This window comes from Streptomyces sp. NPDC001410 (assembly GCF_042895235.1).
GTDB lineage: Bacteria > Actinomycetota > Actinomycetes > Streptomycetales > Streptomycetaceae > Streptomyces.
Genome location: NZ_JBIAWE010000016.1, coordinates 74,144 through 88,381, shown reverse-complemented (window position 1 = coordinate 88,381; position 14,238 = coordinate 74,144). Strand labels below are relative to the sequence as shown.

Here is a 14,238-nt window from a genome sequence, read left to right as displayed (position 1 = left end):
GCCGTAAGCCGGCGCGCACATACGAAGGGCGGCACCCCACTGCGGGGTGCCGCCCTTCGTATGTGCCGGCGTATGTGCCGGCTGTTGCTCAGTGGCTCGTGGCCGACTGCGACGCCGAGTCGCTCGGGGTCGCGCCCGTGGTCGCGGTCTCGGTGGCGGTGTCCGTGGCGGTCGCCGACGGGCTGGTCTTGCCGCCCTTGCCCGGCTTGCCGCTGCCGGACGCGGTCGAGCCCGGCGCGGCGGTGGCGGTCGCCGAGGCGGTCGGGATCTCGCTCGGGCCCCAGCCGCTGAAGTAGCTGGCGGCGGGGACCACGAACGCGCGCAGGCTCACCGGACCGGTCTTGCTGAAGGTGAAGGTCACCTTCTGCGCGTTGCCGTCCTGGACCGCCTCACGGCCGCTGGCGATCACGGCGGACGCGTTGTCCTTGCCGCCGATGACGAGCGAGCCGTGCGCCGGGACGGTCAGGCTCTGGCCCTTGGCGGCGGACAGCTTGACCGGCTCGCCGCTGCCCTCGACGGAGATCGACTGCAGGGTCTGGTTCGTGTTGCCCCTGTTGAAGAGGGTCGCGGAGACGACGGCCGGACCGGTCGCCTTCAGGTCGGGCTGCGTGATGACCGTGGCGTTCTGGATCATGATGTCGCCGACGCTGGTCGCCGCGTTGTCCGGCTTGATCTGCAGGGTCTGCGAGTTGTTTCCGGCGCCACAGGCGGCGAGCGAGGCGATCGAGAAGGCGATGGCGGATGCGGCGAGGGCGCCGCGTCGAAGGCTGCTGCTCACGGCGGCGGCAACTCCTTGAACGCAGGGGCGGCTCCCCTTATAAAGCCGCCCTAAGTGTCTGTCAGCGGCCTTAGGTTACCGAGCCGTTCCCGCGCGGCCGCACCCGACCCTCCCCCAAGCACCAGGCTTCCCTCCGGGTGGGGGTACCTCGCCGCCCACAAGTGACTCACGAGTCACTTTGCCGAGGCGCTCGTCCGCCATTCACATAACCCACCCGCAAGACCGCAGTCCACATCCCCGCAACACGGTCCCCAAATTTTCCGTGAAGGAATGCATGGCCACCTCGGATATTGATCATCCGGTGCCCATCCGGCCTCCCGTGATCAATTCCGGATTCGTCTCGTACCCGGCTCCTGCGGCCGAACGGAGTAGCGGAAGTCGTACGCTTGGAAGTGGACAAATCGGGATGTTCAACCTCTTGGGCGAGACTCCGCGAGGTTGTGACGTACGTGTTTCGCCTCGCCCGGAGAACTGCCCCGACCTGCGAATACCTGTTGCATCTCGGCCCGGCGAGTGCTCGCGAAGCACGTTCCTGTTGCTGTTGTCAAGCCCCGAGATATGCCCTGACCTGCGAAAACGCCATTCAGAACACGCCGTATCCGTGTTACCCTTGATAGCCACGGAAGGGGTACCTGTCACATGACGTTCAAGGTTGGCGACACCGTGGTCTATCCCCATCACGGGGCCGCGCTGATCGAGGCCATCGAAACTCGCCAGATCAAAGGCGTGGACAAGACCTACTTGGTGCTGAAGGTCGCCCAGGGTGACCTGACGGTGCGTGTGCCAGCGGACAATGCTGAGTTCGTGGGCGTGCGTGATGTGGTCGGTCAGGACGGGCTGGACCGGGTCTTCGAGGTGCTGCGTGCGCCGTATGCCGAGGAGCCCACGAACTGGTCTCGTCGCTACAAGGCAAACCTGGAGAAGCTCGCCTCCGGCGATGTCATCAAGGTCGCGGAAGTCGTGCGTGACCTGTGGCGTCGTGAGCGCGAGCGCGGTCTCTCCGCCGGTGAGAAGCGCATGCTCGCCAAGGCTCGCCAGATCCTGGTGAGCGAACTCGCCCTCGCGGAGAACACGAACGAGGACAAGGCCGAGGCCCTGCTCGACGAGGTGCTCGCCTCCTGACGTGCCACCGGCGGCTTCCGCTGCCCGCAGCCCGTTCAGCACAGTGAAATGCCGCGGTGCCCGATGACACTGATCCTGTCGCCGGGCGCTGCGGCATGTTCGTCCCCGGAATGTTCCGGCCGCCGTGAGACCGCCGGACCACCTGTCGTTCATCTCGGGGGAAGTCCCCCGATACTTGGTGTGCCGGGCCCGGGCAGATGGCTCGACCAGGGTCACGGAAGGGTCCGGTCAAGGCTTCGCGCCCGGCACTCCTCCAGGCCATACCCACCTAGGTCGAGCACACAAACCTGACAGGAACCGATGTCTGACGATTCGCGCCCCGCACCCGCGCAGATCCCCGTCGCCGCCGTGATTCCCGCGGCCGGCCGGGGCGTACGGCTCGGCCCGGGCGCCCCCAAGGCGCTCCGCGCGCTGAACGGCACGCCGATGCTGATCCACGCGGTCCACGCCCTCGCCGCGTCCCGCCATGTCTCCCTGGTGATCGTCGTCGCCCCGCCCGACGGCGCCGCCGAGGTCAAGTCCCTGCTCGACGTGCACGCGCTGCCCGAGCGCACCGACTTCCTCGTCGTCCCCGGAGGGGACAGCCGCCAGGAGTCGGTCCGGCTCGGCCTCGACGCCCTGCCGCCCGAGTACGGCGTCGTCCTCGTCCACGACGCGGCCCGCCCGCTCGTCCCTGTCGACACCGTCGACGCGGTCATCGAGGCCGTGCGCGACGGCGCCCCCGCCGTGGTCCCGGCGCTGCCGCTCGCCGACACCGTCAAGGAGGTCGAGCCCGCGGCCGTCGCCGGTGACCCCGAGCCGGTCGTGGCCACGCCCGAGCGGGCCCGGCTGCGGGCCGTGCAGACGCCCCAGGGCTTCGACCGGGAGACCCTGGTCCGCGCCCACGAGACCGTCACCGAGGACGTCACCGACGACGCGAGCATGGTCGAGCAGCTCGGCCTCAGGGTCGTCACCGTCCCCGGTCACGAGGAGGCCTTCAAGGTCACCCGCCCCCTCGACCTCGTCCTCGCCGAGGCGGTCCTGGCCCGCAGGAGGCTGAACGATGGCTTCTGAAGCATCTGATCTGCGGCCGCAGGGCGGGCTGCCCGTGCTCCCCCAGGTCGGCATCGGCACCGACATCCACGCCTTCGAGGAAGGCCGCGAGCTGTGGTGCGCCGGCCTGAAGTGGGAGGGCGAGGGTCCCGGTCTGGCCGGGCACTCCGACGCCGACGTCGTCGCCCACGCCGCCTGCAACGCGCTCTTCTCCGCCGCCGGGCTCGGCGACCTCGGCCAGCACTTCGGCACCGGCCGGCCCGAGTGGTCCGGCGCCTCCGGCATCACCCTGCTGACCGAGGCCGCCCGGATCGTCCGCGAGGCCGGGTTCGCTATCGGCAACATCGCCGTCCAGGTCGTCGGCCCCCGCCCGAAGATCGGCAAGCGCCGCGACGAGGCCCAGAAGATCCTCTCCGAGGCGGCGGGCGCACCGGTGTCGGTGTCCGGCGCGACGACGGACGGCCTCGGCTTCCCCGGCCGCGAGGAGGGGCTGATGGCGGTGGCCACGGCGCTCGTGGTGCGGGTGGACTGACGGCGTGCGAGGGTGCCTGCAGAGCGACCAGTGACCCGCCCCCAGGTCCCGGAGGTACCCCCATGCCCGCCGCCCTCTCCGACCAGCTCAAGTCCCTGCTCGACGGCCCCGTCTTCATCATCGTCGGCACGGTCCAGCCCGACGGCAGCCCCCAGATGTCCCCGGTGTGGGTGAAGCGGGACGGCGACCAGATCCTGTTCTCCACGACCGTCGACCGCCGCAAGAAGAAGAACCTCGACCGCGACCCCCGGGTGAGCGTCGTCGTCCAGGACCCCAAGATGCCCTACGTCTACGGCGAGATCCGGGGCACCGCGGAGATGACCACACAGGGCGGCCCGGAACTGATCGACGAACTGTCGATGAAGTACACCGGCAAGAATTACGCGGAGTTCAATCCGGCTTCGGCCGAGGACGCGGAGCGGGTGGTCGTGCGGATCACTCCGCGGAAGGTCGTCGGGTTGATGTGAGGCAACCGGCACGAGGCATCACTTCCGGCCCACTACCCTGGAGTGGTGACTATTCGCCTGTACGACACCAGCGCCCGGCAGATCCGTGACTTCACCCCGCTCAAGCCGGGTTGTGTCTCGATCTACCTGTGTGGCGCCACCGTGCAGGCGGCACCGCACATCGGGCACGTCCGCTCGTACCTCAACTTCGACATCATGCGCCGCTGGTTCCAGTACCGCGGCTACGACGTGACGTTCATCAGGAACGTCACGGACATCGACGACAAGATCATCGCCAAGGGCGCCGACCAGGACCGCCCCTGGTGGTCGATCGGGTACGAGAACGAGCGCGCCTTCAACGACGGCTACGACGCCCTCGGCTGCCTCCCCCCGACCTACGAGCCGCGTGCCACCGGGCACGTGACCGAGATGGTCGAGATGATGCGCACCCTCATCGAGCGCGGCCACGCCTACGAGGCCGACGGCAGCGTCTACTTCGACGTCCGCTCCTGGCCCTCCTACCTGGAGCTGTCCAAGCAAGACCTGGACGAGATGCGGCAGCCCGCCGAGGAGGGCATCACCGGCAAGCGCGACCCGCGCGACTTCGCCATGTGGAAGGCGTCCAAGCCGGGCGAGCCCGACTGGGAGACGCCGTGGGGCCGTGGGCGCCCCGGCTGGCACCTGGAGTGCTCCGCCATGGCCCACAAGTACCTCGGCTCCGCCTTCGACATCCACGGCGGCGGCCTCGACCTGATCTTCCCGCACCACGAGAACGAGATCGCCCAGGCCAAGGCCTACGGCGACGACTTCGCCACCTACTGGGTGCACAACGCCTGGGTCACCATGAGCGGCGAGAAGATGTCGAAGTCGCTCGGCAACTCGGTCCTCGTGAGCGAGATGGTCAAGCACTGGCGCCCGATCGTCCTGCGCTACTACCTCGGCACCCCGCACTACCGCTCGATGATCGAGTACAGCGAGGAGGCGCTGCGCGAGGCCGAGTCGGCGTTCGCGCGGATCGAGGGCTTCGTGCAGCGGGTCATCGAGCTGGCCGGGAAGACGGTCGAGCCGGCCGCCGAGGTCCCGCCCGCCTTCGCCGAGGCGATGGACGACGACCTGGGCGTCCCGCAGGCCCTGGCGATCGTGCACACCACCGTCCGGCAGGGCAACAGCGCGCTGGCCGCCGACGACAAGGAAGCGGCCGTGGCCCGGCTGGCCGAGGTGCGGGCCATGCTCGGCGTCCTCGGCCTCGACCCGCTGGACGCGCAGTGGGCCGGCGAGGGCACCGACCGGGGCCAGGACCTGCACGGCGTGGTCGACAGCCTCGTCCGGCTCGTCCTCGACCAGCGCGAGTCCGCCCGCGCCCGCAAGGACTGGGCCACCGCCGACGCCATCCGCGACCAGCTGGGCCAGGCCGGTCTGGTCATCGAGGACAGCCCGCAGGGCCCGCGCTGGAGCCTCGGCCCGCGCTAGCCCCCGCTTGATCGATTGTGCCGCCCGGCCCTCCGGGCGGCACACTGCATAAGACGTACGTACGAAGCTCACGAAGACAGGTAGGTCATGGCCGCGAACAACCGCCGCATGTCCGGCAAGAAGGGCGCGCAGGTCGGCAGTGGCGGCCAGCGGCGCCGGGGCCTGGAGGGCAAGGGTCCGACCCCGCCCGCCGAGATGCGCAAGGGGCACAAGAAGAACCGCATCGCCAACGCCAAGGCCAAGCAGGCCGTGCGCCGCCCGGTGCCCAGGGGCCGGGGCGGCAAGTCGTCCTCCGAGCTGGTCGTCGGCCGCAACCCGGTCGTCGAGGCGCTGCGCGAGGGCGTGCCCGCGAACACCCTCTACGTCCAGCAGTTCATCGACAACGACGAGCGCGTCCGTGAGGCCCTCCAGCTCGCCGCCGAGCGCGGTGGCATCAACCTCATGGAGGCCCCGCGCCCCGAGCTGGACCGCATGACGAACGGCCTGAACCACCAGGGTCTGGTCCTGCAGGTCCCGCCGTACGAGTACGCGCACCCGGAGGACCTCACCGCGGCCGCCTACGACGAGGGCGAGGACCCGCTGATCGTGGCGCTCGACGGCGTCACCGACCCGCGCAACCTCGGCGCGGTCGTCCGCTCCGTCTCCGCCTTCGGCGGCCACGGCGTCGTCGTCCCCGAGCGTCGCTCGGCCGGCATGACCGCCGGCGCCTGGAAGACCTCCGCCGGTACGGCCGCCCGCACGCCGGTCGCCCGCGCCACCAACCTGACCCGCGCCCTGGAGGCCTACAAGAAGGCCGGCATCACGGTCGTCGGCCTGGCCGCCGACGGCGAGGTCGAACTCGGTGCGCTTCAGGCCCTCGACGGCCCGGTCGTGATCGTGGTCGGCAGCGAGGGCAAGGGCCTGTCCCGCCTGGTCGGCGAGACCTGCGACTTCCGTGTGCGGATTCCGATGCCGGGTGGTGCGGAGTCGCTCAACGCGGGTGTGGCGGCGGGAATCGTCCTGTACGAGACGGCTCGCCGACGCGGCTGAACAAGCGTCCGCCGTCTCACCCGTGCGGGGTAATTCAGGCGTCCATATGGCGTTCCGGGCCGCTTTGACGCGGTCCGGACACATCCGCCCGATCAAAGCAGTGTCCTAACTCCACGTCACTCGGTTAGATGAGTGTGGACACCAGAACACCCCGCACACCCACGGGGGACCGCTCGTCGGGATTCGACGACGCTCCCGCGCTGAGCATGGTGAAGGTGCCGAGCGATCCGGCGCAGGTCATCGTCAATCACGCCAGCTTCCGCGTGCAGCTGGGCGCGTCGGCGAGACGCAGCCAATCCTCGTGGATCGCCGGGCACCTGAGCGCCACCCAGAACAACGCCCGTATGCCGGTCGTGGGCACGGCGGGCCGGGCCGGCGCCGCGGCCGGCCGCCGCCGCCCCGTCGTGTGGAGCGGCAGGTCCGCCCCCGACGACACCGGCGCCCACCGGCTGCTCCAGGCCGTGCGGGGCAGCAGCGTCCGCCACGCCGACGAACCCGTCGAGGCCGGCGCCACCCAGGTCATCCCGCGCGTCGGGACCGGCTACGACGGCGGCTACGACGGCGGCTACGCCCGCGGCTACGACGGGTTCGACCAGACCGTCGAGACCCCCGTCGTCGGCCACCAGCGCACCGCCCCCGAGGACGGCACCCGGCTCCTGCCCCATATGCGCACGGTCGGCAGTGCCTACGACGAACCCGCCTACGACGAACCCGCCTACGACGACGAGTTCGACCACTACGAGGAGAGCGCCGGGGCGGGTGACCGCCCCGCCAAGCGCCACGGCGACGACTCGGCCCGGCACGCCTACTACCCCGGCCGCCGGATGAACCTCGGCGTGGTCCTGCTCCCCCTGCGCATCTTCCTCGGCTTCATCTCCATCTACGCCGGCATGGGCAAGCTGTGCGACCCCGTCTACTTCGACGGCGGCAAGCGCGGCTCCATGGTCAAGTGGCTCAACACCCTGCACCCCTGGGAAGTCGCCGAGCCCCTGCGCCAGTTCGCCCTGCACCACCCGGTCGGCTCCGGCCTGGTCATCGCCTTCCTCCAGGTGGTCGTGGGCGTCCTGACCATCCTCGGCTGCTGGCAGCGCGTCGCCGCCGTGGTCGGCGCCCTGCTCTCCGCCGCCCTGATCGTCACCGTCAGCTGGAAGACGGTCCCCGCCTACGACACCCCCGACATCATCTACCTCGCCGCCTGGTCCCCGCTGATCATCGCCGGCGCCCCCGTCTACTCCGTCGACGGCCGCCTCGCCGGCAGCGCCTGGCGCCGGCTCGGCCCCCGCTCCGACATCTGGGAGCTGCGCCGCTACGTCCTGCGCCGCGGCTCGCTCATCACGGCCGTCACCGTCGGTCTCACCCTGCTCGCCGGCTCCATGCTGGGCGGCGCCGTACGCGACTCCAGCCGCGTGGTCGTCCCCGGCCCCGGCGACGCCCCGCGCAACAACCTGCCGGGCTCCGCGCTGCCCGAGGAGCCCAGTCAGCGGCAGCGGACGAGCCCGTCGGCCTCCGCCTCACCCACGGGCGGCGCCACGGCCGGTGCGAGCCCCTCCGGGGCGGCCACGACCCCGGGCGCCAGCCACAGCGCCGGCGCGACCACCACGACGCCCACCCAGACCCAGGGCACCACGGGCCAGGTCCCGCCCCGCCAGTCCTCCCCGACGGGCGGCGCCCCCAGCACCACGGCGGGCCCGACCACCACGGGCGGCACCTCAACGGGCGGCAGCACCTCCACAGGCGGCACCGGCACCTCGGGCGGCACCACGTCCTCCGGCCAGCCGGGCTTGGTGGGCGGCATCCTGGGCTAGCCGTACGAGACAACAAAGGGCCCCGTACCGCGAAGGTACGGGGCCCCTTTGCGTTCCCGCGTATCTGTCAGCGACCTAGCGCAGCCAATTCCTTGGCCGCCTCAGTCAGGTCCTTAGCCGTATCGATAGCCCGCCAGTAAGCCCCCTGCGGAATGGGGAACCCAAAAAGCTTCCGCTCCCGGGCCAGCCGAGGAAACGTCGTCCGCTCGTGATCCCCCCGCTCGGGCAGCAGCTCCACGAACTCGGGCGAGAACACGTACACACCCGCGTTGATCTCGAACGGCGACGGCGGTGCCTCGATGAAGTCGGTGATGTGCCCGAACCCGTCGGTCTTCACCGCACCCCAGGGAATCCGGGGCCGGGCCAGCGCCAGCGTGGCGACGGCGTCCCGCTCGGTGTGGAAGTCGGCCATGTCCCGCAGGCAGAAGCGGGTCCAGATGTCGCCGTTGGTGGCGTACCAGGGCCGGTCGGGGTGGGGGAGGTGCGTTGCGGCGTACTTGAGGCCGCCGCCACGGCCGAGGGGCTCCGTCTCGACGACGGTGGTGACGGAGACGGGCAGGTCGGCCGTGTCCAGCCACTTCTGTAGGACCTCGGCGAGGTGGCCGCAGGAGACCACCACGTCCGTCACGCCCTCCTCGGCGAGCCAGGCCAGTTGGTGGCCGATGATCGGAGTGCCCGTACCGGGGATCTCGACCATCGGCTTGGGCCGGTCGTCGGTGTAGGGACGCAGCCGTGAGCCCTGGCCACCGGCCAGGACGACGGCTTGAGTGGGGCGCAACGCGGCGCTCGGATGGGTCATGCCCCGAACTGTACGTGGCGCCCCGGCCGGAATTCCGACCGCAACCTGCTCCTTAAGGAGCCGTTACCGAGTTCCGAACCGGCACTCAGCTGTGCGCGGCCAGGACCCCGGTGGCGAAGGCGGTGTCGCAGACCGGGCGGGCGTAGGACTGGGCGCGCGAGGCGCCGTAGATGCGCACCGCCGCCCTGCCCAGGGCGCGGGCGATGGAGGTGCAGTGCTTCGCCAGCGCCGGGTGCCCGTTGACCGCCTGCTGGAGGTGGGTGAGAACCACGCCCGGGTTCTTGTCCTGCAGCTCGGTCATCAGCTGGTCGCGGAGCACGTCCTGCGGGGCGTGGGAGACCGCCTTCGGGGCGACCTCCGCCGAGGAGACGTCCGAGGCGGTGAGCACCGAGCTGGAGGGGCTTCCCGTCCAGTTGACGCGGGTGACCGCGAGGGTTCCGGAGAGCACCAGGACGACGGGCAGGACGAGGGCGAGAGTGCGGCCGATCCGGTGGGCAGGGCCGCCCCGATGGCCGCGTCGCGTCTGAGGGTTGGTGGAGTGCTTCACGCGTGTGAGGGTAGCGCCCGGTAATGATTTGGCGACATTTGGTCACCCTTATGGGGGATGAAGTGGCGCAATTTTCTGGGTAGAGCGTTGACGCACGGTGCCCGAAATGATTGCTGTGCTGGGGTATTTCGCGGCAATGAGCAGGGCCCCGCGGGGGTCCGCGGGGCCCTGCTCGTCAACCTGCGTGAAAACGCCCTGCTCAGGCCGTCAGTCGGAGAGACGCTCGCCCGTCGAGGTCGAGAACACGTGGGTCTCGCCCGGACGCGGCACGACGTGCAGGGTGGCGCCCTTCTCCGGCACCTGGCGGCCGCCCACGCGGACGACCAGGTCCTTGACCTCACCGCCGACCTCGGCGGTGCCGTAGACGTAGCCGTCGGCGCCCAGCTCCTCGACGACGTTCACGGAGACGGCGAGACCGGCCGGGGCGTCCTCGGTGTCCTTGGACAGGGAGGCGGCGGCACCGCCGCCCAGCTCGACCACCTCGAAGTGCTCGGGCCGGACACCGACGGTCACCGTGCGGTCACCCTTGTCGGCGGCGGCCTTCAGGGCGTCCCGGTTGACGGGGACGACGCTGTTGCCGAACTTCACGCCGCCGTCGGTGATCGGGACCTCGACCAGGTTCATGGCGGGGGAGCCGATGAAGCCGGCGACGAAGAGGTTCGCGGGCTTGTCGTACATGTTGCGCGGCGAGTCGACCTGCTGGAGGAGGCCGTCCTTGAGCACGGCCACCCGGTCGCCCATCGTCATGGCCTCGACCTGGTCGTGGGTGACGTAGACGGTGGTGATGCCGAGGCGGCGCTGCAGGGACGCGATCTGCGTACGGGTCGAGACGCGGAGCTTGGCGTCCAGGTTGGACAGCGGCTCGTCCATGAGGAAGACCTGCGGCTCACGGACGATGGCGCGGCCCATGGCAACACGCTGGCGCTGACCGCCGGACAGGGCCTTCGGCTTGCGGTCCAGGTACTCGGTGAGGTCGAGGATCTTCGCGGCCTCCTCGACCTTCTGCCGGATCTCCGCCTTGTTGACGCCGGCGATCTTGAGCGCGAAGCCCATGTTGTCGGCGACCGTCATGTGCGGGTAGAGCGCGTAGTTCTGGAACACCATGGCGATGTCCCGGTCCTTGGGCGGCAGGTGCGTGACGTCGCGGTCACCGATGCGGATGGCGCCGCCGTTGACGTCCTCCAGGCCCGCGAGCATCCGCAGGGAGGTGGACTTTCCGCAACCGGACGGGCCGACCAGGACGAGGAACTCGCCGTCCTCGATCGCGATGTCGAGCTGGTCGACGGCGGGCTTGGTGGAACCCGGGTAGATCCGGGTCGCCTTGTCGAACGTGACAGTGGCCATGGTGAATGGGCCCCCTTCTACCGGCAGGAACGTGCCGGACGATCCGTTGTAGGAAGGTGGTTGGTGTAGTCCACGCGAGTGAACTGGCTCAGGACGGTACCTGGCGTTCACTCGTCTGTCAGTACCCGGGCGACTGTGAACTTCGCGGAAATTTTCGACAAGGGCCACCCCGGACCTGGGTACACTGCACGGGCGCGCAGGCGCACGCCTCCTTAGCTCAGCTGGTCAGAGCGCCGCTCTTGTAAAGCGAAGGTCGTCGGTTCGAATCCGACAGGGGGCTCGGCAGGGCGAAGGCCACCCGCACTTCACGGTGCGGGTGGCCTTCGTCGTCTGTGCAGGTCAGGCCGTCTGGAGCAGGTTTCGCAGGACCTTTCGCAGCTCCGCCTCCGGATCCGGGACTGCGCCCGTCGCCCGCCACGCCACGAATCCGTCCGGCCGGACCAGGACGGCGCCGTCGGCGCTGGTGCCGTGGGCCTGGGCCCAGTCGGTGCCCTCGGCGTCGTACGTCAGGTCCGCGTCGGCGCCCGGGCCGATCCGGTACGCGTCGAGCCGTACTCCGTCCGTGTCGGCGATACGGCGGGCCGCCGCGTGCCAGCCCGCGTCGTCCGGGGCGTCGGAGAGCAGGACCAGGGAGCGTTCGTACAGGTCGAGGGTGGACAGCCGGGTGCCTGCGCGGCGCAGCCAGAGGTGGGGGGCGCGGGTGCCGGGTCGGCCGGTCAGGTCCAGGGCGTCGGGGACGACCGGCCGCTCGGGGTCGGTGCCGAGGGCGGCGCCGTGCGGGTAGTGGTAGCCGAGGACGACGTTGAGGATGCCGCCGCGCTTGGCGCCGCCGACACCGGGGGCGGGGGCGAAGCCGGGGTGGCTGTGCTCGACCGAGCGGGCGGAGGCGCGGGCGCTGGTGGCGAGGGCGACCGGGCGGCGCTCGGTGTCGTACGAGTCGAGCAGGCCGGGGCCGGCCCAGCCGGCCAGGACGGCGGCCAGCTTCCACGCCAGGTTGTGGGCGTCCTGGATGCCGGTGTTGGAGCCGAAGGCGCCGGTCGGGGACATCTCGTGGGCAGAGTCGCCGGCGAGGAAGACCCGGCCGAAGGAGTACTGGTCGGCGACCCGTTCGGCGGCACGCCAGGACGCCTTTCCGGTGATTTCCACGTCGAGGTCGGGCACGCCCACCGCCCCCCGGATGTGGCGCCGCAGGCGTTCCTCGGTGAACTCCTCCAGCGTTTCGCCGTACTCGGGGTGCCAGGGGGCGTGGAAGACCCAGTGTTCCTTGTTGTCGACGGGCAGGAGGGCGCCGTCGGCGTCCGGGTGGGTGAGGTAGCAGCAGATGAAGCGGCGGTCGCCGACCACCTCGGCCAGACTCGCGGAGCGGAAGGTGACGCTGACGTTCGCGAAGAGGTCGCCGGGGCCCGTCTGGCCGATGCCCAGCGCGGTGCGGATCGGGCTGCGCTGGCCGTCGGCGGCGATCAGGTAGTCGGCGTGGACGGTGTAGCGCTCCTCGGTGGCGCGGTCGCGGATCACCGCCGTCACCCCGTAGGCGTCCTGCTCGAAGGACTCCATCTGGTGGTGGTAGCGCAGGTCGCCGCCGAGTTCCCGGGCGCTGTCCACGAGGACGGGTTCGAGGTCGTTCTGGCTGCACAGGCACCAGCTGGTGGGGCTGAGCTTCGCGAGTCCGCCGCCCGGGTCGATGTGCTTGAACAGCCATTCGCCGGCGTCCCCGACGAGGGTCGGCGTCTGCAGGATGCCGTGGTTGTCGGCGAGGAGTGAGGCCGCCGCCGTGATGTCCGGCTCGATGCCGGCCACCCGGAACAGTTCCATCGTCCGCACGTTGTTGCCGCGTCCGCGCGGGTGGATCGAGGTCCCGGAGTGTCGCTCGACGAGCATGTGCCGCACACCGAGACGGCCCAGGAACACGGACATGGACAGGCCCACCAGAGAGCCGCCCACGATGAGGACGGGGACCCGGTGGTCGGCTTTTTGATGCATCGAAGCCTCCAGAGGCAGGGGTGGGCGTGTGGGGCGCCCTGTGAGTTCTCATGCCCGGTGGCGCCCGCTCCGCGTGCCCAATCACCCACGTGGTTCATACGAGTCGCGGGGTGGTGGGGACCGGCACAGGATCAAGGAACGCTGCCGTCGCGTCACTCGCGGCCGGCGATGCCTCTGCCCCGCGAAGGAGATGTGTGCAGGATGACCACGACGTCTGAACGTCTTTCAGAAAAGCTGACACGCGAGGCCTCGAAGCGTGTCTCCCAGTCCGTGTTCGACGGTTCCCGGCTCCGGGTCGTCCTCCTGGTCGACGTCTACGACGGCGCACAGCAGCAGTTCCTCGAGGCGTACGAGAAGCTGTGCAAGCAGGTTGCGTCGGTGCCCGGGCATGTCAGCGACCAGCTGTGCCAGTCCATCGAGAATCCCTCCCAATGGCTCATCACGAGTGAGTGGGAGAGTGCCCCGCCGTTCCTCACCTGGGTGAACAGCGAGGAGCACGTGCGGATGGTGCAGCCGCTGCACAGCTGTGTCCGGGACACCCGGTCGCTGCGCTTCCACATCGTGCGGGAGACCGGCGGCGCCGAGCAGACGCAGTCGGCGGAGCGCCGGCTGCAGGCTCACCCGCGCATCGGCGACGGCGTGATCCGGCACGCGCTGACCTTCACGGTCAAGCCGGGCAGCGAGAAGAAGGTCGCGAAGATCCTCGCCGGCTACGCCTCGCCCGAGGCCCAGGTGGACGAAAAGACGCGGCTGTGCCGGACCTCGCTGTTCATGCACGGCAACCGGGTGGTGCGGGCCATCGAGGTGCGCGGTGACCTGCTCGCGGCGCTGCGGCACGTGGCCCAGCAGCCGGAGGTGCGGGCCGTCGAGGAGGCGATCAACCCGTACCTGGAGCAGGACCGGGACCTGGGCGACCCGGAGTCGGCCCGGATGTTCTTCACCCGGGCGGCGCTGCCGGCCGTGCACCACGTGAACACGGAGGACCGGTCGGAGGGCAGGCGACAGGCCCTGTACTACCCGGCCCGGCCCGGCTGCGGACTGCGGCTGGCCGAGCTGATCGCACAGGCCGACTCGGCGGCCGCGGACGATGCGGCGAGCCCTCTGCTGCGCAGCACGGTCTTCCAGCGGGACGACGTGGTCGTGCGCCTGGTCGACATGCGCGGCGACCAGGAGGCCGAGGTGGTGCCGCGGGAGTCCCGGGTGGCCGCCGAGGTGCGGGAGCTGCTCGACGCCGAGGTCGCCCGTATGGACCTGATCACCGACCGCCGCTCGCCGGGCGCCTGATCCGGCGGCCGGGTCCCCCCACCGCCAAGCGCCGACGCAGCGCACATCCAACGGAGGAAACGTTGTCCAT

The 14,238-nt window shown here is 70.4% G+C and carries 13 protein-coding genes and 1 tRNA gene; 9 read left to right on the top strand and 5 right to left on the bottom strand.

Annotation, left to right across the window (positions count from 1 at the left end):
- Nucleotides 1-88: 88 nt before the first annotated feature.
- The gene (locus ACFY3C_RS31500; RefSeq protein ID WP_390773178.1) at nt 89-778 is read right to left on the bottom strand and encodes a DUF461 domain-containing protein; all 690 of its coding nucleotides are present in this window, start codon (nt 776-778) and stop codon (nt 89-91) included.
- Between the two features lie 639 nt (nt 779-1,417).
- On the opposite strand from ACFY3C_RS31500, the gene ACFY3C_RS31495 reads away from it, so the two are divergent.
- The 7 genes from ACFY3C_RS31495 (at nt 1,418) to ACFY3C_RS31465 (ending at nt 8,214) form a co-directional block, all read left to right on the top strand.
- Nucleotides 1,418-1,900 carry a CarD family transcriptional regulator gene (locus ACFY3C_RS31495; protein ID WP_003953493.1) on the top strand — a complete coding sequence of 161 codons (483 nt, stop codon included), beginning with the start codon at nt 1,418-1,420 and terminating at the stop codon, nt 1,898-1,900.
- Between the two features lie 300 nt (nt 1,901-2,200).
- Nucleotides 2,201-2,953, top strand: coding sequence for a 2-C-methyl-D-erythritol 4-phosphate cytidylyltransferase (gene ispD, locus ACFY3C_RS31490; protein WP_390773177.1), 753 nt, complete (start codon nt 2,201-2,203; stop codon nt 2,951-2,953).
- The gene (ispF, locus tag ACFY3C_RS31485) at nt 2,943-3,464 is read left to right on the top strand and encodes a 2-C-methyl-D-erythritol 2,4-cyclodiphosphate synthase (RefSeq protein WP_390773176.1); all 522 of its coding nucleotides are present in this window, start codon (nt 2,943-2,945) and stop codon (nt 3,462-3,464) included. The genes ispD and ispF overlap by 11 nt, the downstream gene beginning before the upstream one ends.
- A 62-nt stretch (nt 3,465-3,526) precedes the next feature.
- Complete coding sequence (locus ACFY3C_RS31480) at nt 3,527-3,931, top strand: PPOX class F420-dependent oxidoreductase (RefSeq protein ID WP_390773175.1); 405 nt, start codon at nt 3,527-3,529, stop codon at nt 3,929-3,931.
- 45 nt (nt 3,932-3,976) lie between these two features.
- The gene (gene cysS / locus ACFY3C_RS31475; protein WP_386573699.1) at nt 3,977-5,380 is read left to right on the top strand and encodes a cysteine--tRNA ligase; all 1,404 of its coding nucleotides are present in this window, start codon (nt 3,977-3,979) and stop codon (nt 5,378-5,380) included.
- Between the two features lie 87 nt (nt 5,381-5,467).
- Nucleotides 5,468-6,409, top strand: a complete 942-nt coding sequence (gene rlmB, locus ACFY3C_RS31470) for a 23S rRNA (guanosine(2251)-2'-O)-methyltransferase RlmB (RefSeq protein WP_386573698.1) — start codon at nt 5,468-5,470, stop codon at nt 6,407-6,409.
- A gap of 128 nt (nt 6,410-6,537) precedes the next feature.
- Nucleotides 6,538-8,214 (top strand): DoxX family protein, encoded by a 1,677-nt coding sequence (locus tag ACFY3C_RS31465; RefSeq protein WP_390773174.1) that lies wholly within the window; start codon nt 6,538-6,540, stop codon nt 8,212-8,214.
- A gap of 67 nt (nt 8,215-8,281) precedes the next feature.
- On the opposite strand, the gene ACFY3C_RS31460 is transcribed toward ACFY3C_RS31465, so the two are convergent.
- From ACFY3C_RS31460 to ACFY3C_RS31450, 3 genes are all read right to left on the bottom strand, one after another.
- The gene (locus ACFY3C_RS31460; RefSeq protein WP_390773173.1) at nt 8,282-9,013 is read right to left on the bottom strand and encodes an NDP-sugar synthase; all 732 of its coding nucleotides are present in this window, start codon (nt 9,011-9,013) and stop codon (nt 8,282-8,284) included.
- A gap of 85 nt (nt 9,014-9,098) precedes the next feature.
- On the bottom strand, nt 9,099-9,560 hold the full coding sequence (locus ACFY3C_RS31455; protein ID WP_386573695.1) for a hypothetical protein: 462 nt from the start codon (nt 9,558-9,560) through the stop codon (nt 9,099-9,101).
- A gap of 207 nt (nt 9,561-9,767) precedes the next feature.
- The gene (locus ACFY3C_RS31450; RefSeq protein WP_386573694.1) at nt 9,768-10,904 is read right to left on the bottom strand and encodes an ABC transporter ATP-binding protein; all 1,137 of its coding nucleotides are present in this window, start codon (nt 10,902-10,904) and stop codon (nt 9,768-9,770) included.
- 206 nt (nt 10,905-11,110) lie between these two features.
- Here ACFY3C_RS31450 and ACFY3C_RS31445 point away from each other — a divergent pair.
- Nucleotides 11,111-11,184 (top strand) — tRNA-Thr (locus ACFY3C_RS31445).
- A gap of 59 nt (nt 11,185-11,243) precedes the next feature.
- On the opposite strand, the gene ACFY3C_RS31440 is transcribed toward ACFY3C_RS31445, so the two are convergent.
- Nucleotides 11,244-12,884, bottom strand: coding sequence for an FAD-dependent oxidoreductase (locus tag ACFY3C_RS31440; protein ID WP_386573693.1), 1,641 nt, complete (start codon nt 12,882-12,884; stop codon nt 11,244-11,246).
- 201 nt (nt 12,885-13,085) lie between these two features.
- On the opposite strand from ACFY3C_RS31440, the gene ACFY3C_RS31435 reads away from it, so the two are divergent.
- Nucleotides 13,086-14,168 (top strand): SchA/CurD-like domain-containing protein, encoded by a 1,083-nt coding sequence (locus ACFY3C_RS31435; protein WP_386573692.1) that lies wholly within the window; start codon nt 13,086-13,088, stop codon nt 14,166-14,168.
- Nucleotides 14,169-14,238 lie beyond the last annotated feature (70 nt).

Excerpts from the sequence above, each read along its gene's own strand:
- ACFY3C_RS31495 (WP_003953493.1), top strand. The coding sequence starts at position 1,418 with ATGACGTTCAAGGTTGGCGACACCGTGGTCTATCCCCATCACGGGGCC.
- ispD (WP_390773177.1), top strand. The coding sequence starts at position 2,201 with ATGTCTGACGATTCGCGCCCCGCACCCGCGCAGATCCCCGTCGCCGCC.
- ispF (WP_390773176.1), top strand. The coding sequence starts at position 2,943 with ATGGCTTCTGAAGCATCTGATCTGCGGCCGCAGGGCGGGCTGCCCGTG.
- ACFY3C_RS31480 (WP_390773175.1), top strand. The coding sequence starts at position 3,527 with ATGCCCGCCGCCCTCTCCGACCAGCTCAAGTCCCTGCTCGACGGCCCC.
- rlmB (WP_386573698.1), top strand. The coding sequence starts at position 5,468 with ATGGCCGCGAACAACCGCCGCATGTCCGGCAAGAAGGGCGCGCAGGTC.
- ACFY3C_RS31465 (WP_390773174.1), top strand. The coding sequence starts at position 6,538 with ATGAGTGTGGACACCAGAACACCCCGCACACCCACGGGGGACCGCTCG.
- ACFY3C_RS31460 (WP_390773173.1), bottom strand. The coding sequence starts at position 9,013 with ATGACCCATCCGAGCGCCGCGTTGCGCCCCACTCAAGCCGTCGTCCTG.
- ACFY3C_RS31450 (WP_386573694.1), bottom strand. The coding sequence starts at position 10,904 with ATGGCCACTGTCACGTTCGACAAGGCGACCCGGATCTACCCGGGTTCC.
- ACFY3C_RS31440 (WP_386573693.1), bottom strand. The coding sequence starts at position 12,884 with ATGCATCAAAAAGCCGACCACCGGGTCCCCGTCCTCATCGTGGGCGGC.
- ACFY3C_RS31435 (WP_386573692.1), top strand. The coding sequence starts at position 13,086 with ATGACCACGACGTCTGAACGTCTTTCAGAAAAGCTGACACGCGAGGCC.